This window comes from Mesorhizobium sp. M7A.F.Ca.US.005.03.1.1, from assembly GCF_003997975.1.
Taxonomy (GTDB): Bacteria; Pseudomonadota; Alphaproteobacteria; order Rhizobiales; family Rhizobiaceae; genus Mesorhizobium; species Mesorhizobium ciceri.
Window position 1 is genome coordinate 1 of the sequence record NZ_RZRO01000001.1, and the last position, 18931, is coordinate 18931.

Below are 18931 nucleotides of genomic sequence, written 5' to 3' on the forward strand. Positions count from 1 at the left end.
GATCATCGTCTATGCCGCGCTCAACCTGCCTTTCCTGACCTGGATACTGGTGGGCTTCTTCGAGGGCATTCCAGTGGATCTGGAATGGGCGGCGATGACCGACGGCGCGACCGCCTGGGGCGCCTTCTGGCGTATTGTCCTGCCGGTGTCGATGCCCGGTATCGCGGCCGCCGGCGTGCTCGGCTTTATCCTGGCGTGGAATGAGTTTTTGTTTGCCCTGGTTTTGAGCGGGCCGAAGACGGCAACCATACCGGTTGCGCTTGCGGCGTTGCAGACCTCGAACGGCGTCCAGATCGCCAAGGTTTCTGCCGGCGTCGTCCTTGCCATCCTGCCGCTGGTCGTGGCTTCCCGCTTCATCCAGCGTTTCATCGTCCAGGGCTTGACGTTCGGCAGCGTGAAATAGGCCGGCCGCTCCGAGAGCCGACATGGCTCGCTAGCCGGTTATGAAATCGTGGCGGGATCACCGCCGCGTCCAGAGGGAAAGAGGAGTAGAGAGTTATGACTTGGAACAAGCAGACCTTGATCAAAATGCTGATGACGGCCGTGAGCGGGGCAGCTGTTGTCAGCGCATCGCTTCCGGCCAGGGCGGCTGAGCCCATCACCTTGCACGCCTTGATGGAGGACGTGCCGGAAACCAAGATCATTGAAGCGCTGTTGCCCGAATTCGAGAAGCAGACCGGCATCAAGGTCGAGTTTGAGAAGATCGGCTATCCTGACATGCACGACAAGCTGGTGTCGCAGCTGACCGCGCCGCAGAGCTACTACAATGTGCTCGAGGTCGACTTCCTGTGGGCCGGCGAATTTCCGGCGGCCGGCTGGCTGGCCGACCTGAAACCCTTCGTCGAGAAATCCAAATACGATCTGAGCCCCTTCATTCCCTCGACGCTTGACCTGCTCGGCCGAACCAAGGACCAGCTGTTCCTGGTGCCCATGTACAACTACTCGATGGGCCTCCTCTACCGGAAGGACCTGATCGGCGACGAGAAGCTCAAGGCCGCCTACAAGACGGCAACCGGCAAGGAGCTCGCTTTGCCGACGACGCTCGAAGATTATGTGGCGATTTCCAAATTCATGAAGGCCAATGCCGGTGTCGCCGGGGCCGCGATGCAGGGCCAGCGCGGCGATCCCAACAGCATGGAATTCTCCAACTATCTGTTCTCCGCCGGCGGCAGCTATCTCAATGCCGACGGCAAGGCGAGCCTCGACACGGCAGAGGCCAAGAAGGCGCTCGATCTCTATGTCGACAACATCCAGCGCGGCGCCCAGCAGGGTGCCGTGTCGGCCACGCTCGACGACACCATGCGTCTGATGTGCAGCGGTTCCGCCTTCAGCATGGTCACCTATTGGTGGATGCTGCCGCAGATGGACGATGCCGTGAAGTGTCCGACGGTCGCCGGCAAGGTCGGCCTGTCGGTGATGCCGGGCGGCCATGGCGAGAGCGGCGGTTGGGGCTGGGGCATTCCCAAGAACACGTCGCCGGAAGAGCAGGAAGCCGCCTGGACCTTCATCCAGTGGGTGCAGAGCAAGGATGTTTCGGTGAAGCGCGCGCTCGAGGGCCACGCGCCCGTGCGCAGCGATGTCTATGCCGATGCGGCGGTGCTGGCGAAATATCCCTTCTACAAGACCGCCCAGGATGTGGTGGCGACCGGCAAGTCGTTCCCGATCTTCACCTATTCGGCGCAATACGAGGATCTGCTCGGTACCCAGCTTTCGCTGGCGGCTGGTGGCCAGGCGACATCGGACGCGGCGCTGAAGGCAGCTTCCGACGGCCTGCAGGGGCTCCTCGACAAATAGCGGTCCGGCTCGGCAAGGAGACCCGGCGCGGCGATGTCAGCCGCGCCGGATTTTCCAGACCCCGGATCTTGACGAGATCAGCAACGCCACCCCCACCAAGGCTCGGCCACGATGCACAATGCGATCAAAAAAGGATGGGCTGCCCGTGGCCGCGAGTGGCGGACCGGCTGGGCCTTTGCCTTGCCCGGCCTGCTGCTGCTGGCGATCGTGATGGGCTTTCCCCTGGCCTATGCCTGCATCCTCTCGATCTCCTCGATGACCTTGATCAAGCCGCAGCTCCTGCCGCTTGTCGGGTTCAAGAATTTCGCTTCGATGATCGGCGATGAGCTGTTCTGGAACGCGCTCTGGCTCACCGTGCGCTATTCGGCGGTGACCGTGGTCGGCGAATTCGTGATCGGGCTCGGCATTGCCCTGATGCTCAACCGGACGGTCCGGATGAAGCCGGTCTATTTCGCGGTTCTGACCATTCCCATGGCGATGTCGCCGATCAGCGTCGCCCTGATCTGGCGCATGCTGCTCCAGCCCAATCTCGGCATCGCCAATCATCTCATGGAGATATCAGGCCTGCCGCGCCTCGACTGGCTAGGCACGCCAGGCATGGCACTCTGGACGATGGCGGCGATCGACATCTGGCAGCAAATGTCCTTCGTCGTGCTGATCCTCGCCGCCGGGCTCGCCGCTTTGCCGCGCGATCCCTATGAGGCTGCTGAAGTGGACGGCGCGCGCGGCTGGCAGCAATTCTTCTACATCACGCTGCCGATGCTTCGGCCGGTCGCGGCGATCACCATCATCATCCAGCTGATCAACGAATTCCGGACCTACGATCTGCCCTATGTCCTGACCAAGGGCGGGCCAGGCAACGCGACCGAAGTGCTGAGCTTCTTTGCCTATCGCCGTGCCTTTCTCGGCCTTTCGCTCAACGAAGGCGCGGCAGCCGCGTTCGTGCTGCTGCTGATCGTGCTTCTGCTCACCGTGATCTTCTTCGCCGTCCTCGAACGCTCGCAATCGGGAGAGGGCCGGAAGTAGGGCTGTTAAGCCTTGAGCAATCTATGCGGTCTATCCTGGCCTGCAGATTGTCGAGGGAACATGAAACGCCAGCCGCTTCTGCTTTTCGCCTTTCCGTTTCTCATTCTGGCGGTCCTGGCAGGGGAGCGCATGGCGACCTTGTTGCTGGGCATCTATCCAGCCAGCCCCACCGCATGGTGGCTATGGCTTGAACTGCGCCCCTTGTCGACGGTGCTTTGGCAGCAGGTGGATGTCTGGCTGGGCGGTTCCATGGCTTTCGAAGCCGCTATCCTTGCCGCCGCATCGATCGTCTGCTGGATGGCGTGCCACGCCAAGCGGTCGGCTTTCTTCTTCCTCGCCAACCATATCGCCCTGATTTTCGCCGGGCTGATGATCGCGGTCGGCAGCCATTCGGAAACGGCAAGCACGATTGCCGAATTCACGTCGCCCAAGGGTCTTCCCTATTCGCTGGCCGTCGATTTCACCTTCAAGAACAGCTTGGTGCTGCTTTTGGGCTTCGTGGCCTGTGCCTACTGCCACATCGCCTTTCTCACCGAGGCGCGGGAGCGGTCCGTCCGGGCCATCCGCATCCTGGCGCTGCAGCGCGATCTTTAGATCCGTCCAAGCGGCCTTCGTTCAGCCACGCCCGAAGTCTAGTTGATCCGGCGGTAATAGACCTTGCCGTCGGGCTGCTGGATGCGCTGGTAATTGGAGCTGGGAGCAGGGGGCGACGCCGATGCGATTCTCCTCCTGGGTGCGGGCGCTTCGATGACGCCGGGTTCGCTCGCGCTCTCGCCGCCGAGGGCTTCGGGCGCTTGCGCCAGCGTGCTGGTGGCGATCTCGGAGGGTTCTTCCGCACCCGGCATGGCCTCGCCGCCGGCGACCGGCATAGTCTGCCCCAGCCGGGCAATGCTGGCATCGATCTCGTTGAAGCTGCCTTGCAACTGGCTGTCCAGTTTCTCGAACCGGCTCTGAAAACCGTTGTTGACTGTGTCGAGCCGGGCCGCGATCCGCTGCTCGAACGCGCCGAGCTGCTCCAGCCGCGCCTCGACGAAACGCAGGTCGCTCATGCCCCGATAGAGATAGACCGCGGCCGCCATGTTGACCGTGGTGATCAAAAGCGCGCCACCGGCGACGATGACGGCGATCGTCTTTGCCTTGCTGGGTTTCCCGGTGGCAGCCGGTTCGCGCTGTTCCTGGTTTCCGATATCGATCGCCGGCATGTCCGGTTCGCTGATCATCGTCATTGGACCACCACCTTTGCGCCGACCGCGACGCGTTTGAAAAGATCGATCACATCCGTGTTGGTGAGGCGAAAACAGCCCGATGTCCCGTCGAAGCCGACACCCGACGGGTCGTTGGTGCCGTGTATGCGGTAGAGCGTGTCGCGCCCGTCCCGCGACAGGTAGAGCGCCCTTGCGCCGAGCGGGTTGTAGGGGCCGGCGGGCACCATTTTCGGCAGCTCCGGCTGGCGGGCCCGCATTTCCTGCGGCGGGCGCCACTCCGGCCATTCGGTCTTCGCCCCGACCTTGACGATGCCGGTCCAGCCGAACCCGTCGCGCCCGACGCTGATCTGGTAGCGCAGCGCCTGGCCCTGGCGGGTCACCAGGTAAAGCGCCTTCTCGTCCTTGCGGATGATGATCGTTCCCGGCTGCTCGGCGGTTCTAAAGGCGACGGCCTTGCGCAGGCTGGGCCCCATCGCCGGCAGCGGCGGCCGCTCCGAAAGTGCTGATCGCGCCTCGGCGAAGCCGTGGACGGACAGCGCCAGCGCCACGCCGAGCACGCAGGCGCCGGCGAGCTTTGGGGCGATCCGATATCTATCGGGCAGCGTCATCGAGCCGCTCTTTGAACATCCGCTTCAGATCCTTGTTGAAGCGCGCCCGCCCATCCACTTCGGAAGGCGGGATGGCCCTGTTCAGCGCATCGGTCAGAAGCGCATTGTCCAGCGCCACCGACTTGATGTGCGGCGCCTTGAAGATCTTTTCGAGCTCGCTGCGCGAAAAATGGTTCCCGAACCATTTGCGCTTGTGCTTGTTGGCGACCAGCGTGATGCTGACCGCATTGCCGCGCAGCTCGCGGATCTTCTTGTAGAGCCGCTTGCCCTGCCGCAGCGAAGCGACATTGAGTTCGAACACGATGAAGATCTCGTCGCTCGTCGACAGCACGGAATTGTGCCAGGGCGTTTCCAGATTGGGCAGGTCGATGACGATGTCGTCGAAGCGGTAGGCGACGAGGTCGAGCAGCCGGAAGACGAAATCGCTGCCATGCGGCTCGAACGGCAGTTGCGGCCGCTCGAATGCGTAGAGGGTGAGGCCGGACGGGCGCGACAGCTTGATGACGTCCATCAGCTCGACATCGAGCCGCTCCGGCTGGCCGATGATGCCGGCAAGGTCGAACTGGTTGAACAGATTGAGATAGGCGCCGCAATTGGCGCTCTGGAAATCCAGGTCGACGAGACAGGTGGACGCGGCGCGCTCAGCCGATTTCGACGCCAGGAATTCGGCAGCCGACAGCGCCAGCGTCGTGGCGCCGGCGCCGCCGCTGGCGCTGATGAAGGTGATGATCCGGCTCTTGGTTCCCTGGTTGCCGGTGTCGTGGAAGGTCACCGCGTTGAGCAGTTCCTTGCCGTCGAGCGGCTTGTGCAGCCAGTCCGAGGCGTTCATGCGCACCAAAACGCGCGTCTGCTCCGAGCTCAGCTCGTCGGAAACCGCGATCAGCGGCACGCTGGCCCACAGCGCGCGCGCCTCGACGATGCCGGGCCTGCCGAGCAGCTCGCCATTGCCGAGATCGAGGATGACGATGCCCGGGCGTGTGTCCGCCGGCGGTCCTTTCAGAAAATCGCTCGTCTCGGAAACCCTGACGTCATAGATCGCCAGCGCATCGAGCCGCGTCGCCACATCGCGCTTGAAATTCGGATCCGACGAAAACAGCGCCACCTGCTTGCGCTTGGTCGGCGTGACCTTGGTGTTGATGGCGTTCATGGCCAGGTACTCTTCAAATCTTCGCCCGTGACTGTGCTCAGCATGGAGGGCATGGTGATGTTTCCGAATCCGAGCAGTCCGCCCAGGAAGAAGAATTGGAAGGGATGGTTGGTGATGCTGACGGTGATGGTAGGCACCGCCCCGCTGGGTCGCGTCCAGTAGCCGAGGCCGGACGCCTGGTATTGAATCCTGACTTCGGACTTGGCCAGCATCGGCAGGAATGTCTGCATTCCGGCCCGGCTGCTGTTGCCGCTAAAAATGAAATTAAAGGCATCTTGGCTTACATTGAGGTTCTGGCATGTAGCGCCTGTGCCGCAAACGCAAGAGACACTTCCAGCGGTGTTGGCGGTGCAGATATAGTTGTAAGTGTTTGCCGGTACCGCAGTGCCAACTTTAGTTAGGTCAGTCTGCGTTATCGTCTCGGCCAGGAGCCCGCTGGCGACAGGTGTTGAGATCTGCGCCAGCCTTGCGCCGGCTTGCACCGCTTTATTCCCGGCATTCCATTGGTAAAAGGCGTAGCCGAAATCGACGAAGCCAAGCAGAAGCGTCAACAGCAGCGGCATCACTATGGCCATTTCGACCATTGTCGTTCCGGACTGGCTAGCCCAAAACTTGGTGCGTTCCATCACCATCCAATGACCCGTTCCTGATGGGATACACTGAGGGTCAGGGCTCCAAAGCCAAGATACGACCAGAATCCAACGTCCGGATAAGAATAGGACGTGCTGACGTCCACGACATCGACTTTGGTCGTGCTGCTGAGATAAAGCTGCGTGCCCGTGGCGGCATCAACCGCGTCCAGCGAGACCGCCTTGGTGATGTCAACTGTCGCTGGAAGCCATCCGGTCACCCGGGCGTTGCCGCTATCGACCGTCCCATAGGCAGCAAGGTTTTGAGCCCGCGCCTTGCAAGTCGCCCAGTCGCTGCTGCATCGTGCCATGTAGCGCCCCGCATCCTCAACGCCGGCTTCGAGAAGCAGCCGGGTGTTCAGGATATTGGAGAACTCGAACACACCGGCCGATAACAGCAAGACGAGTGGTATGGTGATCGCGGCTTCCACCAAAGCGGCGCCACTTTCGTCGACTTGGAACCGTCCAATGATTTTGCCGAACCTGGTCATGTCAACGCTACCGATACAACTGGGCTTCGTTGCGAAATGCTTTGTCGACCAGGGTGTTGTTCGCGAACCCGCCATCAACGTCGACGATCTCCAGGCTGATAGGCTTCTCGGCGCCGGTGCCGTCTGGGTCGTCACTCGGGTTGGATTTCGCAATTGGCGCGACCAAGAAAACACTGGCATATCCGTCCGGCTTCAGCTGCGTATGCCCGTTGATCTTGGCCTGGTTGGCGATGCAGTCGACGATCGCCATGTTGAGCAGCCGCCGATCGGGATCCGCAGTCGGGGTCGCGCCATTGAAGCAGGCAGGCGTTCCTCTCTCGTTTGATGGACCCTTTGATTTGTCTGCAACAAGACCAGTGGTCGCGATTTCATATTTGTAGACATCGTATCGAGACGCCGGTGCCGTCTTCGATACCGGGTTGGTAGAACTGGGGATGTTAGGGACGCTGGCTTTGTGATTGCTACTCCAATAATTGCCGTAGAATGTCGTGGCGTTGGTGATCTTCTGCGAATATGCGTTGTTGCCAGCGTCCCATACGCCGGGCGGGAGCGGCAGTGCCGATGCCGGGGGGCCGTCGGTTGCAGGATCGTATTTGTTGCACGTATTGCTTTGCTGTCCCTTGCGAACATTGCTTGCCGGTCGATACGCCCAGTCCTTGTTATATTTATTGAGAGACCCGCTGTAGAGATCAAAGCGGACGTTAAGGCCTGCGCTTACTTGGCCCAAGGTCACACCGGTTTTTGTGGTGATTGCATTCCGGTTGTAGCAAGTGCCGGCTGTTCCCATTGCTATGGCATCGCGCAGCGAAGTGAGGCTGTTGTCGAGCAGGCCGAAGTTACCGGGACCAGGATTGCTGTCGACCTTAAGGATACGGAACTCGCGACTGTAGGTATCGCCCGACGCGAATGCCTGCTGGATGGTCTTGCTGGTCAGCGGGTCGGTCGTCTCGAACGGATTGCACATGAAGATTGGCACCGTTTCGCAGATCGACTGGACAAATCCGGCCACAGCCTGAGGTCTGATATCGAAGGTGTTATTGCCGCCAAGAAAGCTTGCTGGAAAGATCGCCTCAAAGGCCCCGGCACCATCTGCCGCCGCGACGGACGGATTCACGGTCACCAAGGAGAACGACACGGCTTTGGGATCGGTGCTTGACCAGTCATGGCCATTAGCGTCGACACCAGCGGCATTCAACCCGATGCTGTCGTCGGCAGGTATCCCGGTTAAATATTTAATGGTCACATCAGCCAAAGCGAGCGTATGATTGCCAGATGTTGAAAACTTTGTTTTGTTGGTGAGAAGTGTCGTCTTTGCCAGTTCGGCTCGGGTGATCGAATCCGATCTGCCATCAAGTTCCGCGGCTGTCGCAAGCGCAAGCGCATCGATACCTTTCTGCAGATCGTTATGCAGTCCGTTGGCCCTGCTCATATCGATAGCCAGCAGAGCAAAGCCGATAAGCACGGGCAGCGTGATCGCCACGAGGATCATCGCGACGCCGCGTTGATCGTTCCAGAAGGCACGAATGGTCCCCAACATGACCTTACTCTCTGCTTTCTTGCGCCAGAGCCCCTCGCATGCCCGGCGCCCTCCGCATCCTTCCGTTCAGTTCACTGCGTCGTCACGCCCGACCCGCCCACATTGACCGTGATCGCCGGCGGCGGTGGCGGTGGCGGTGGATATTTGTAGCCCTGGGCAACGGCGGCGGCGCGCGCGCCGTCGCCTTCGATCTTCGTATTCCTTGAGTTCGGATTGAGTGGGTCGATCGTCTGCAGCAGCGAATTGTATTTCTGCGTGTCGCCGGCGGCCAGGGTCACCGAATCGTAGTGGTTCAGATAGTCCGCGGCGCAGCCCGACAGCGCGCTGGCGCACAGGATAAGGATCAAGGCGCTATTTCTTGACATAGAGCATCTTGTCCTTCGATTTGAAGTCGAGCATGTGGCCATAGGGGCCGGTGACACCTTCGCCCAGTTCATATTTGCGCACCATGTCCTTGGTCACTTCGAGCTGGCCGAGCACGAAGAATTCCGGATCGTTGGCGGGCCGCGTCTTGTCGAACGGCGTCGCCAGCTGTTCGCCGGGCTTCACCGGCCGCACGATGTGTGGCGTGACAATGACCACCAGCTCGGTTTCTTCCTTCTGGCTGCTCGAATTGCGAAACAGCGTCCCGATGACAGGCACTTGGCCAAGCCATGGCACCTGGTTCTGCTGCTTGGTGGTTTTGCTTGACAGCAGCCCGCCGACGGCGAAGCTCTGGCCGTCGCGCAGTTCGACCACGGTTGTCAGCTTGCGATTGGTGAAGATCGGGTCGCCGGCGGTGGTGAAGCCGGTCAGGTCGCTGACCTCTGGCGCCAGCCTGATGTGGATCTTGCCTTCGTCAAGTACAACCGGCGTGAACACGAGATTGACGCCGAACTGCTTGTAATCGATCTGGATCAGTCCATCCTTGTCGACGCTACGGATGGGGACTTCGCCTCCGGCGTTGAAACTGGCCGGCTCGCCCGATAGCGTGGTGAGGTTCGGCTCGGCCAGCGTGCGAACCACGCCCTTGGCCTCAAGCGCCTCGATGATCAGGTCGACCTTGATGTTGCTGTCTATCACGCGGGTGATCAGCGCCGCGAAGGGATTGGTGTTCGACAGTAGGCCGCTGACCAGGTCGCCCGCGCCAAGCTCTGCTCCGTCCTTGTCGACTGTGGCAATGCCGGTTCCAACTCGGCTCGTCCCACTCCCGTTCGTGCTCTTGATTGAAACGCCGAGATCGCGGCCTGTATTGCGTTTGGCTTCCAGCACGCGCACTTCCAGATTGACCTGCTGGCTGTCGTCTACGATGACCGAGTTGATGACAGCGTCCGGACCATATTGCTGCGCAACCTCCAGGATCGACGCCAGCGTGGCGCCGTCCTTGACATGGCCGCCAAGCCTGACCTTGCCATTGACCGAGCCCACTTCGATGCGCGACTTTGGCGCGACCTGGCGGATCGCCTGCGCCATGTCGCTGACATCGACGCCGACCTCGATCTGGAGGGCGCCGAGCGAGCGCTTATCGGTGGAGAACAGATTAACCGTGGTGGTGCCGGCGCCCTTACCGATGACGTAGAGCGTGCGGTCGGTCATTGGCTGGGCATCGGCGATCTTCTCGTCGCCAACGACGATGTCGCCCAGATTGGCACTCACCTGGATCGTCACCGATTGCGACATCGGCAGGAAAATCCGATGAACGCTGGGGGTCGACACATCGATGAAGCGGTCGGCCGCATTGGCCGCCAGGCCCGACAGCAACAGCGCCCCTAGGCACGACAACGCGGCCGTCGCTATCCCTAAGCAATATCCCCGCATCCCCGTCTCCCCACTCGCTGCCGGTGGCAGTCCCGTTTATTAGCCGCACCTTATCATGGTTGTCGCGGCACGTCATATGTCTCGAGCTTCACACCCCGAAAAACGCCGATCGTTGCCCGCGCCGGCGGCTCAGGCTGCACATATTTGACCACTTCCTTGACGACCGGCTGCGGTGCCGCCATCACGATCGGAGCAATCTTTACCTTGCCCAACTCGTCGAGGCGGCTTCCCACCCGCTCCACAGCCTGGGTCAACCCGGCAATCTTGTCCTCGGCGCGCTTGCGCTCGGCTGCTGCCTCCGCTTCCGCTGCTGCCTTCTTGTCGAGCTCCGCCTGCCTGGCGGCGACATCGGCCGGCGTTTCGCCGGTCAGGTCGGAAAGCGTCACCCGCTCGGTCATTTCGCCCTTGCTGGCGGCGGCCTGGCGAAGCGCCAGCGACAATTGGCCGGCGCCTGCCGCAAGCGTCAGCTTCTGCGCGTCCTTGGTGCTGGCTTCCAGCGTTACGGACTTCACCACGGTTGGGCTGTCCTTGCTCACATCGGCCACCTGGTCGATGGCGAGCACCTTCATGCTCTGCAGCAGCACATCGACGAAACTCTTGTCCGCTCCATCATCGCCGCGCACCGTTCGCGTCAGCAGCACATCGACCCGGTCACCCGGGAAGACGAAGCCGGCGACGCCGAGCACGTCGTTCACCCTGATGGAAACAGCTTTCATGCCTTCGCCAAGCACCGCCGAAAGCGTGGCGCGTTGGCCTGGGCCAGTGATCTTGCTGGCGAGGACTGGTTCGTTGGCGCTAATGGTTTGAAGCGCCTGCCTGATGCCTTCGCCGGCCAAGGCCTCTTTCGTTGTCTTGAAGGCGCCAGTTGGAATCGAGCCCGCCGGCCATGCGACTTCGCGCAATTTGTCTGCGCTAAGCGTATCGCCGAACTTCAGCGGCATTGCCGCAACGACGACAGTGCTGCCTTGAACAATGCCCGTTTGCGCCATGGCGCTTCGCTGGCCAGCCAGCCAGATATTGACCAGCACAACCGCCAGGACACCGAAAACACCGGCAAGAACGATCATGATGAGTGTGTTCGCGCGCATGATCCCAAAAACCCCAAGAAAGGCAACATATCGGGCGACAGGGACCCGGATCAGATCCGGGTCCCGATTGGAAAATGATCAGGGAGTAGCCGTAGCAACAGTACAGTTCGTCACGCCAGCAACGCCCGTCAGCTTGCTGCAGAGATTGGTGAACGAGCCGTTCACCCACACTCCGATAGCGATGATCGTCACGATCGACGCCGCGGCAATGATGCCGATGAGGATGGAATATTCGACCATGGCAGCGCCGTTTTCATCGTCGCGGAACTGCCGGGTCATCGTCATGAGCTTCTTCATGTCAATTTCTCCCTTTGGAGGTTGGAACCCGACGAGACAGAGCAAGAGATGAAATCCATACCCAAGCATCCCCCGTCATCTCGATCCTAGGTCCCGAGAAAATGCAGAGTCAAACGACATTAAGGGTTCCTTAACTTTCATGTACCTGATTCGGCAAGAAGGTTGCAAAGTGAAATCTTATCAAGGGATTGATTCTTTTCATTTTTCGATTGCCCTTAACCATTCATTCACAATTTAGCCGCTCATGTGGCGAAACCGTGGAAGCATTAGAAGAAATGCATATTCCTTTATATCTAAGGACTTAAGAGGGAGTTTTGCTAATTTTCGCGGCGCGGGCGCATGAGCCTGAGAGCTGAGGATAAATTTGGGGAACTCCGCATGCCCTCTGCATCAAATAATCAAGGGATTTGCGGTCCTTGATCTTAACTATGCCGAAAGTAATGGCTGTGCGCCGGGCATCCAGGCGCTTGTGCGCTCGTTGGTTAACGTTTAGTTTCCGCTAATGCGTGTCCGAGGGGAGTATAAGCAATTATGCTGGGACGGTTCATCAAGGGGCCAAGCGAACAGCAGGCAGTGACAAAGGTCGAGCTGCTGGCGGTGCAGCCTGTTGCTCCGGCTCTTCTGCCAGCCGTTGATATTCAATCGCATGGTGACGATTTCCTGACGATCAAGGTCGAGCTGCATCGCCACTTGATCGACCGGTTCAACCTGACCGCGCTTGAAAGTGCTTCCAAGGATGAGATCCTGAACGAGATCCGTCCAATCGTGCGCGAGTTCGTTCGCGCTCGCGCGGTGCCGCTGAATGCGCGCGAACTCGATCAACTCACCAGCGACACCGCCGACGAGATGCTGGGCCTCGGGCCGATCGAACCGCTGCTCAAGGATGATTCCATTACCGACATCCTGATCAATACTCACAAGCGCGTTTTCATCGAGCGGCGGGGCATCGTCGAAGAGACGCCAATCCGGTTTCGGGACGAGGCCCATCTGCTGCGCGTCATCAACAAGATCGTTTCGGCTATCGGCAGGCGGGTCGATGAATCGTCGCCCATGGTCGATGCCCGGCTGGAAGACGGCTCACGTGTCAACATCGCGGTGCGGCCGGTCTCGGTCGACGGCCCGCTGGTATCGATCCGCAAATTCTCGAAGAATCCCTATTCGCTCGAACGTTTGATGGCATTCAATTCGATCCGTCCGCCGATGATCGACCTGCTGCGGATCGCAGTCCAGGCGCGCAAATCGATCCTGGTTTCGGGTGGCACCGGCAGCGGCAAGACAACGTTGCTCAACGCCTTGTCGAGCTACATCCCTTCGAAGGAGCGGCTGATCACCATCGAGGATGCGGCAGAACTGCAATTGCAGCAGCCGCATGTCGGCCGGCTCGAGACGCGCCCGCCCAATGTCGAGGGCAGGGGCGAGGTTCGCCAGCGCGAATTGCTGAAGAACGCGCTGCGCATGCGACCGGACCGCATCATCGTCGGCGAGGTGCGCGGCGAGGAAGCTTTCGACATGCTACAGGCAATGAACACCGGCCACGAAGGCTCGATGACGACAATCCATGCCAACACGCCGCGCGATGCGATCTCGCGGCTGGAGCAGATGGTCGGCATGGCCGGCATGCCGATGACGCATGATTCGATCCGGGCGCAGATCGCCTCCGCCATCGACATCATCGTCCAGACACAGCGGCTCTCGGATGGCGGCAGGCGTGTCACCTCCATATCGGAACTGACCGGCATGGAGGGCAATGTCGTGCAGCTTCAGGAAATCTATCATTTCGTCCGCCGTGAGGTGACGGCCGAGGGCAAGGTCGTCGGAGACTTTCGCGCAACCGGTGTCCGTCCGCGCTTCGCTCCAGAGGCGGCGACGCTTGGCCATCATTTTGCCAAGGACGCCTTCAACCCGCAGGTTGCCCTCTGATGCCGACTGGTCAAGCTCTGCTATACTTCATCTACATGCTGGCGGCAGCCTCGGTCATCCTCGCCGGCGAAGCTCTTTATCTTTCATTTGCCGGCCGCCGCTCTCGGTCTCTAGCAGTCAATCGCCGATTGAAGCGGCTCGCTGGCGACGTCCCGGCCGAACAAACGCTACAGGGATTGCTGCGGGAGCGTGGCCTCACTGACTCCGGCGACTTTCTTTTTGGAATGGTGTGGCTGAACAGACTCTATACTCAATCCGGCATTACCGGAAATCCCCTGACGTTCGCCGCGACATTCCTGCTCGTCGGACTAGCGATGGCGTTGCTCCTGGTACTCTTCAATTTTTCCGCTTTGGCGTCGCTTCTTATCTTTCTGGTCGTAGGGCTTGTCCTGCCGCTTCTCGTCCTCCGGCGCGCCCGCAACAAGCGAATCCAGAAGTTTGCCAAACAGCTGCCGGACGCGCTCGACATGATCGTTCGTTCGCTGCGCGCCGGACACCCGGCTTCGGTCGCCATCGGTCTGGTCGCGCGCGAAATGCCGGATCCGCTCGGCACCGAGTTCGGCATCGTCTCCGATGAGATCACTTTCGGTCTCAGCATCGAGCAGGCTGTGCGAAAGCTTTCGCAGCGTGTCGGCTTCGAGGGTCTTCAGTTGCTGTCGGTATCCCTGTCGATCCAGGCCAAGACCGGCGGTAATTTGACCGAAATCTTGTCCAACCTATCCTCGGTACTGCGAGAAAGGCAAAAGCTTCGAATGAAAATTCGGGCGCTTTCCGCTGAAGGGCGCGTGTCGGCCTGGATTATATCACTGTTTCCGCTCGTCATGTTCTTGATCCTTCAACTTCTTGCTCCCTCCTATTATGGAGGCGTGTGGCACGATCAGCTCATTTTCCCAGTCTTCACCGTATTCGGGGTGTGGGCTTTGTTGGGGGATTTCATCATGTATCGAATGGTTAATTTTGATTTCTAACAGGGGCGACGAATAAAATTGTTTTCGAATATTCAGGATCTGGGTTTCTTGGTATCTATCGTCGTGTTTGCGGCGGCGGCATCTTTTTTCCTGTTCGGTGCGCTCGTCTTCCTGCCGGCTCTGCAAACACGAAAGCTCGTCGCGCAGAGCCTGATGGGCGAAGGAATTACAGACCGCCGGTCAATGCTTGGACAGGACGTGCTTGCCAAGCTTGCGGCACAACGGCCAGTCGACGCCTACTTCAAGTCGATCGAAAAGGAGCGCGATGAGCCGAATGCTTTGGAGGCGAAGCTCTTTCGTGCCGGCTTTTACAAATCAAGTGCACCGCTGGTTTACACCCTGTCCCGTCTGGTTGCAGTCTGCATTGGGTTTTTGGCCATCTATGCCCTGCTGTCGCGGGTCCTTCCACCACAGCTGCCTGGTTTCATAACTTTTGCCGGCTCTGCTTTGTTCGGCCTGGCCTGCATGGTGATTCCGAGCATCATGCTCGATCGCTTCGAGAATGGTCAGAAACGAATCTATCGCCGTGCCTTTCCCGACTTCATGGACATGATGATCACATGCGCCGATGCAGGCATGAGCCTTGAGGCGGCGGTCGAACGTGTGAGTCACGAAATGGCTGCCACCCACAAGTGGCTGGGGATCCAACTGTCTATCATGAATTTGCAACTGCGCGCCGGCAAGCCGTTGCGGGAGGCGTTACGGGAACTCGCCGATCGCATAGGCCTTGAGGAGGCGCGGGCACTAGCGGTGCTGTTCCGGCAATCGGAAGAACTCGGCACCAGCCTCACCGATGCCTTGCGTGTTTATAGCGCCGAAATGCGCAGTCAGAGAATTCTGAGTGCCGAGGAGCGCGCCAATTCACTCCCGGTCAAGATGATGATTCCGTTGGGTCTCTGTATATTCCCAGTCGTGATGGTGGTGATCATGTTGCCGGTCATCATTCGCATGAGAGGCGTTTTCTTCTAGTTTAGTATATCATTTGGCCCTAATGTGAGTCGGGGGCCCAGGGGACGGACGTATGAAGAGGGTTATCGCGGCCGCGGCCTGTCTGCTCATGGCGGTGCTTGCCGGTTGCCAGACGGCGGACACAACCGACGGTGTCGTGCGCACCAACGAGCCGTCGAAGGGCGACGTGACGTCTTTTGGCGATGCTTTCGACGGGCTGAAAACGGTCAGCGACGTCGAATACTATGCCTCGGACCAGGCGGTCGCCGAAGCCAAGAACCAGTTCCGTGCCGAAAATTACGGCAATGCCGGCGCGCTGTTCTTCAAGGCGACGCAACTGGCACCCAATGACGGCAACGCCTGGATGGGGCTGGCCGCCTGCACCGACCGGATCCACCGTTTCGACCTGTCCGACCGCGCCTATGCCAGGGCCTTCAAGCTGGGCGGCGCGACGCCCGAATATTACAACAATGTCGGCTATTCCTACCTGCTGCGCGGCAAGTTACAGGATGCCCGCTCGAACTTCCTCAAGGCTTACGAGCTGGCGCCCAACGACCCGACCGTCGCCAACAATCTGAAGCTTTTGTCGTCAAGCGTGCAGAACGTCGAGCGCTAGCATGTTGCTTGCCGAAGCGCTGCTGCTGAAGGTGCTCGCAATCCCTCTGCTGGCCAGGATTGCCTGGCTCGATTTCACCACCCAGAAAATTTCCAATCGCGACGTGCTGCTGCTGCTCTGTCTGGGCGCCGGGGGCCTGCTGTTGCTGTCGCTCCAATCCGGGTCGTGGTGGGACATGGGACTGAGCACCAGTGCGGGGCTTCTGTTGTTCGTCGCGCTCTTGCCCTTCTGGGCCTTGCGCAAGATCGGCGCCGGCGATGTCAAGCTGATAGCAGTCGTGCCCTTCCTGATCAGCGGCAGCGGTCTCGCGGTGTTTTCGGTGCTGCTCCTGGTTTTCGCCTTGGCCACTGCCGCGATCGTGAAAAACCCATTCCTGCTGCCGGCGGGCGCTTTTCGGCTCATCGTCCAGCATCTGGACCGCAAGGGGGTGGTGCCGTTCGGCGTGCCGACCTCGCTGGCCGCGATCTGTACGCTGGCGTTCCTGATCTACAAGAGCTTGATCCTGGCGAGCAGTTCTGGGATCCTCAATCAGCTCAACTGACCTCGACAGTTCGCGCGGCTGAACGCGCTGCGATCGACACTTCCCCGAAGCCTTCGCCGGCGCGTTGGCTGACGGAACAAACGAAAAACCCGCCTGTGCGGCGGGTCACTGGCGCAAATCAGCACCATGGACAAAAATGTACCATAGCTGAGTGCAGGGAGTCAAGAAAAAATTCCTATCAGGTTGATGGCTAGATAAACAATCACAGGGAGAAGGCAGCATGGCACTTCACCTTTCGGCGGATGCTCCGGTCTCGGTCGCGGCGCCTCCACAGAAATATCTGTTCGGTCCGTTCATCGATTTTTTCATGCTCGGCGGGAGCGCGTTCCTGATCCTGCCGATCCTGTTCTTTGTGCCTCTTAGATACGAGGGCGTTGTGGCGGCGGTAATGCTCTTGCTCGCCAATCTGATAAACCATCCACATTTTGCCCACTCGTATCAGATTTTCTATCGCGATTTCGGGCGCAAGGTGCGCGGCGACGGATATGACAGGAATCTCCAGATCCGCTACATCATCGCGGGCATTGCCGTCCCAATGATCATGGTCGCTTTCTTCGCCTATGGCTCCGTAACCGGCAACGCCCGCCTGCTGGGATATGCCACCAACGCGATGGGCTTTTTCGTCGGCTGGCACTACGTCAAGCAAGGCTATGGCATGCTGATGGTGGACGCGGTGCTGAAGCGCAAATTCTTCAGCGATCAGGACAAGAAAGCGCTGCTGTTCAACGGATATGCCGTGTGGCTGTTCGCCTGGCTCCAGACAAACGCGGTGATCACCGAAAGGCAGTTCTGGGGCCTGGACTACTACACATTCGCTGTCCCGCCCTGGCTCCTCAACATCGCGCTCGCGGTCGCCGCTGCCTCCTCGGCGGCCACCGCCGTGATGTTCGTCAATCGCTGGCGCAAACATGGCGGCGCTCTGCCGTATAACGGTGTCGTCGCTTACGTCACGACCCTCTATGCCTGGATTCTGTTCGTGAGATTGAACCCGCTTTGGCTGCTCGTGGTACCGGCGCTCCATTCGTTGCAGTATTTGGCGGTGGTCTGGCGTTACCAGACCAACGTCGAGCGCGACCGCGTGGATGCCGTCAAGGATCCGGAATTCAGGGTGCTGTCCATTCTTGGGCCGATGTACAGGCTGCGGGTGCTGATATTCATCATCGCTGGCACAATTCTCGGTGCTCTCGGTTTCTGGCTCGTGCCGATGGCGCTGAGTGCCCTGGTTCCCTACGACAAACAGGTGCTCGGCTCGTCGCTTTTCCTCTTCATCGCGTGGATATTCATCAACGTGCACCACTACTTCCTGGACAATGTGATGTGGCGTCGCGGCAACCCGGAAGTCTCGAAATATCTGTTCCGCTAACCCTCAGTCCGTTGGATGTTCAGTCCCGCAGGAGATCGAACATCAGCTTGAAGAAGCGGTCCGCGTCGACCTCATGGGCGATGCGGGCATTGTCCTTTTCACCGCGCTCGCCCCAGTAGTCGGCGATGGTCGCGCCGAAGGCGTAGGTGCCGGACAGATCGACTCCGATATGGGCAGGGCGCGTGCGCACCAATGTCGGGTCGATGGCCAGCGCCAGCGCCAGCGGATCGTGCATGGCGCCGCCGACGCCCATCGAGTTGCGGTGCAGCTTCTCGTAGAACAGCAGCCAGTCGTTGACGAGCCGGCCGAGCGGCGTGTCGATGGTGGCGAGTTCGGCATATTGCGGCGCCTCGATCAGCACCTGCATGGTGACGTCGAGGCCGACCATCAGGATCGGCACGCCGCTGTCCAGCACGATCTTCAGCGCTTCGGGATCGCAGAACGCGTTGAATTCGGTCGGCGTGATGATCTCGCTCTTGCGGTAGAACACGCCGCCCATCCAGATCAGCTCCTTGATCTTGGGCAGCACGTCGCGATGCTTGAGGATCATCAGGCCGATATTGCTGAGCGGGCCGGTGGCGACGACCAGGATCGGTTCGGGCGCGGCGCGCAGCCTGTCGGCCAGGAAATCGACGGCATGCCGGTCAACCGGCTTGATCGTCGCCTGCGGCAGGTAGGGCGAGCCCTCGAGCCCGCTCGGGCCATCGGCGGTGCCGAGCACCAGCGGGCGCGCCAGCGGGCGGTGACAGCCCTGCGCGACAGGCACGTCGCCGGCGCCGATATACTCCAGGATGCGCAAGGCATTGGCGGTCGTCTTCTCGACTTCCGCATTGCCGCAGGTCGTGGTGACGCCGATGAGTTCGATGGCCGGCGAGCGATGCGCCATGACCAGCGCAATGGCGTCGTCGTGGCCGGGGTCGCAGTCGAACAGGATAGGAGTTGGCTTGGTCATCATG

General features: G+C 60.1%; 21 protein-coding genes. 10 read left to right on the top strand and 11 right to left on the bottom strand.

Features of this window, described 5'->3' with window-relative positions:
- The 4 genes from EN990_RS00005 to EN990_RS00020 all read left to right on the top strand — a co-directional run.
- Window positions 1-403 (top strand): carbohydrate ABC transporter permease (locus EN990_RS00005; protein WP_164766072.1); only part of this gene is annotated, 403 nt, incomplete at its 5' end.
- 95 nt (window positions 404-498) lie between these two features.
- Window positions 499-1794 (top strand): sugar ABC transporter substrate-binding protein, encoded by a 1296-nt coding sequence (locus EN990_RS00010; RefSeq protein WP_127368001.1) that lies wholly within the window; start codon window positions 499-501, stop codon window positions 1792-1794.
- A 111-nt stretch (window positions 1795-1905) separates the two neighbouring features.
- Window positions 1906-2820 (top strand): sugar ABC transporter permease, encoded by a 915-nt coding sequence (locus tag EN990_RS00015; protein WP_064994612.1) that lies wholly within the window; start codon window positions 1906-1908, stop codon window positions 2818-2820.
- A 60-nt stretch (window positions 2821-2880) separates the two neighbouring features.
- Complete coding sequence (locus EN990_RS00020) at window positions 2881-3414, top strand: hypothetical protein (RefSeq protein ID WP_013530274.1); 534 nt, start codon at window positions 2881-2883, stop codon at window positions 3412-3414.
- Window positions 3415-3452: 38 nt separating this feature from the next.
- Here the strand turns inward: EN990_RS00020 and EN990_RS00025 are convergent, their stop codons facing one another.
- The 10 genes from EN990_RS00025 to EN990_RS00070 form a co-directional block, all read right to left on the bottom strand.
- The gene (locus EN990_RS00025; protein WP_127368002.1) at window positions 3453-4046 is read right to left on the bottom strand and encodes a hypothetical protein; all 594 of its coding nucleotides are present in this window, start codon (window positions 4044-4046) and stop codon (window positions 3453-3455) included.
- On the bottom strand, window positions 4043-4633 hold the full coding sequence (locus EN990_RS00030; RefSeq protein ID WP_127388221.1) for a L,D-transpeptidase: 591 nt from the start codon (window positions 4631-4633) through the stop codon (window positions 4043-4045). The genes EN990_RS00025 and EN990_RS00030 overlap by 4 nt, the downstream gene beginning before the upstream one ends.
- Complete coding sequence (locus EN990_RS00035) at window positions 4617-5780, bottom strand: AAA family ATPase (protein WP_024502270.1); 1164 nt, start codon at window positions 5778-5780, stop codon at window positions 4617-4619. Before EN990_RS00035 ends, EN990_RS00030 begins: the two co-directional genes overlap by 17 nt.
- Window positions 5777-6412, bottom strand: a complete 636-nt coding sequence (locus EN990_RS00040) for a TadE/TadG family type IV pilus assembly protein (RefSeq protein ID WP_127368004.1) — start codon at window positions 6410-6412, stop codon at window positions 5777-5779. Before EN990_RS00040 ends, EN990_RS00035 begins: the two co-directional genes overlap by 4 nt.
- Window positions 6406-6900 (bottom strand): TadE/TadG family type IV pilus assembly protein, encoded by a 495-nt coding sequence (locus EN990_RS00045; protein WP_164753862.1) that lies wholly within the window; start codon window positions 6898-6900, stop codon window positions 6406-6408. The genes EN990_RS00040 and EN990_RS00045 overlap by 7 nt, the downstream gene beginning before the upstream one ends.
- 7 nt (window positions 6901-6907) lie before the next feature.
- Window positions 6908-8437, bottom strand: coding sequence for a pilus assembly protein TadG-related protein (locus EN990_RS00050; RefSeq protein WP_127368006.1), 1530 nt, complete (start codon window positions 8435-8437; stop codon window positions 6908-6910).
- Between the two features lie 71 nt (window positions 8438-8508).
- Window positions 8509-8802, bottom strand: a complete 294-nt coding sequence (locus tag EN990_RS00055) for a hypothetical protein (RefSeq protein WP_127368007.1) — start codon at window positions 8800-8802, stop codon at window positions 8509-8511.
- Entirely contained in the window at window positions 8789-10234 is a 1446-nt protein-coding gene (locus EN990_RS00060) for a type II and III secretion system protein family protein (RefSeq protein WP_127368008.1), read from the bottom strand. Before EN990_RS00060 ends, EN990_RS00055 begins: the two co-directional genes overlap by 14 nt.
- Before the next feature lie 53 nt (window positions 10235-10287).
- Window positions 10288-11322, bottom strand: a complete 1035-nt coding sequence (cpaB, locus tag EN990_RS00065) for a Flp pilus assembly protein CpaB (protein ID WP_127368009.1) — start codon at window positions 11320-11322, stop codon at window positions 10288-10290.
- 78 nt (window positions 11323-11400) lie between these two features.
- Window positions 11401-11619 (bottom strand): Flp family type IVb pilin, encoded by a 219-nt coding sequence (locus EN990_RS00070; RefSeq protein WP_127368010.1) that lies wholly within the window; start codon window positions 11617-11619, stop codon window positions 11401-11403.
- Window positions 11620-12150: 531 nt separating this feature from the next.
- Here EN990_RS00070 and EN990_RS00075 point away from each other — a divergent pair.
- From EN990_RS00075 to EN990_RS00100, 6 genes are all read left to right on the top strand, one after another.
- Window positions 12151-13539, top strand: a complete 1389-nt coding sequence (locus EN990_RS00075) for a CpaF family protein (RefSeq protein ID WP_127368011.1) — start codon at window positions 12151-12153, stop codon at window positions 13537-13539.
- Window positions 13539-14507, top strand: a complete 969-nt coding sequence (locus tag EN990_RS00080; protein ID WP_063170095.1) for a type II secretion system F family protein — start codon at window positions 13539-13541, stop codon at window positions 14505-14507. The genes EN990_RS00075 and EN990_RS00080 overlap by 1 nt, the downstream gene beginning before the upstream one ends.
- An 18-nt stretch (window positions 14508-14525) precedes the next feature.
- Window positions 14526-15476, top strand: a complete 951-nt coding sequence (locus EN990_RS00085; RefSeq protein WP_063170096.1) for a type II secretion system F family protein — start codon at window positions 14526-14528, stop codon at window positions 15474-15476.
- Window positions 15477-15528: 52 nt separating this feature from the next.
- On the top strand, window positions 15529-16071 hold the full coding sequence (locus EN990_RS00090; RefSeq protein ID WP_127368012.1) for a tetratricopeptide repeat protein: 543 nt from the start codon (window positions 15529-15531) through the stop codon (window positions 16069-16071).
- A 1-nt stretch (window position 16072) separates the two neighbouring features.
- The gene (locus tag EN990_RS00095) at window positions 16073-16612 is read left to right on the top strand and encodes a prepilin peptidase (RefSeq protein WP_063170098.1); all 540 of its coding nucleotides are present in this window, start codon (window positions 16073-16075) and stop codon (window positions 16610-16612) included.
- A 307-nt stretch (window positions 16613-16919) separates the two neighbouring features.
- Window positions 16920-17975 carry a hypothetical protein gene (locus EN990_RS00100; protein WP_245460876.1) on the top strand — a complete coding sequence of 352 codons (1056 nt, stop codon included), beginning with the start codon at window positions 16920-16922 and terminating at the stop codon, window positions 17973-17975.
- Between the two features lie 19 nt (window positions 17976-17994).
- Here EN990_RS00100 and EN990_RS00105 read toward each other — a convergent pair whose 3' ends face one another.
- Window positions 17995-18930 carry a nucleoside hydrolase gene (locus tag EN990_RS00105; protein ID WP_127368019.1) on the bottom strand — a complete coding sequence of 312 codons (936 nt, stop codon included), beginning with the start codon at window positions 18928-18930 and terminating at the stop codon, window positions 17995-17997.
- Window position 18931: the final 1 nt, after the last annotated feature.

Bases quoted from the DNA above. Each gene is read 5' to 3' on its own strand.
- EN990_RS00010 (WP_127368001.1), top strand. From the start codon at position 499: ATGACTTGGAACAAGCAGACCTTGATCAAAATGCTGATGACGGCCGTG.
- EN990_RS00015 (WP_064994612.1), top strand. From the start codon at position 1,906: ATGCACAATGCGATCAAAAAAGGATGGGCTGCCCGTGGCCGCGAGTGG.
- EN990_RS00020 (WP_013530274.1), top strand. From the start codon at position 2,881: ATGAAACGCCAGCCGCTTCTGCTTTTCGCCTTTCCGTTTCTCATTCTG.
- EN990_RS00025 (WP_127368002.1), bottom strand. From the start codon at position 4,046: ATGACGATGATCAGCGAACCGGACATGCCGGCGATCGATATCGGAAAC.
- EN990_RS00030 (WP_127388221.1), bottom strand. From the start codon at position 4,633: ATGACGCTGCCCGATAGATATCGGATCGCCCCAAAGCTCGCCGGCGCC.
- EN990_RS00035 (WP_024502270.1), bottom strand. From the start codon at position 5,780: ATGAACGCCATCAACACCAAGGTCACGCCGACCAAGCGCAAGCAGGTG.
- EN990_RS00040 (WP_127368004.1), bottom strand. From the start codon at position 6,412: ATGGTGATGGAACGCACCAAGTTTTGGGCTAGCCAGTCCGGAACGACA.
- EN990_RS00045 (WP_164753862.1), bottom strand. From the start codon at position 6,900: ATGACCAGGTTCGGCAAAATCATTGGACGGTTCCAAGTCGACGAAAGT.
- EN990_RS00050 (WP_127368006.1), bottom strand. From the start codon at position 8,437: ATGTTGGGGACCATTCGTGCCTTCTGGAACGATCAACGCGGCGTCGCG.
- EN990_RS00055 (WP_127368007.1), bottom strand. From the start codon at position 8,802: ATGTCAAGAAATAGCGCCTTGATCCTTATCCTGTGCGCCAGCGCGCTG.
- EN990_RS00060 (WP_127368008.1), bottom strand. From the start codon at position 10,234: ATGCGGGGATATTGCTTAGGGATAGCGACGGCCGCGTTGTCGTGCCTA.
- cpaB (WP_127368009.1), bottom strand. From the start codon at position 11,322: ATGCGCGCGAACACACTCATCATGATCGTTCTTGCCGGTGTTTTCGGT.
- EN990_RS00070 (WP_127368010.1), bottom strand. From the start codon at position 11,619: ATGAAGAAGCTCATGACGATGACCCGGCAGTTCCGCGACGATGAAAAC.
- EN990_RS00075 (WP_127368011.1), top strand. From the start codon at position 12,151: ATGCTGGGACGGTTCATCAAGGGGCCAAGCGAACAGCAGGCAGTGACA.
- EN990_RS00080 (WP_063170095.1), top strand. From the start codon at position 13,539: ATGCCGACTGGTCAAGCTCTGCTATACTTCATCTACATGCTGGCGGCA.
- EN990_RS00090 (WP_127368012.1), top strand. From the start codon at position 15,529: ATGAAGAGGGTTATCGCGGCCGCGGCCTGTCTGCTCATGGCGGTGCTT.
- EN990_RS00095 (WP_063170098.1), top strand. From the start codon at position 16,073: ATGTTGCTTGCCGAAGCGCTGCTGCTGAAGGTGCTCGCAATCCCTCTG.
- EN990_RS00100 (WP_245460876.1), top strand. From the start codon at position 16,920: ATGCTCGGCGGGAGCGCGTTCCTGATCCTGCCGATCCTGTTCTTTGTG.
- EN990_RS00105 (WP_127368019.1), bottom strand. From the start codon at position 18,930: ATGATGACCAAGCCAACTCCTATCCTGTTCGACTGCGACCCCGGCCAC.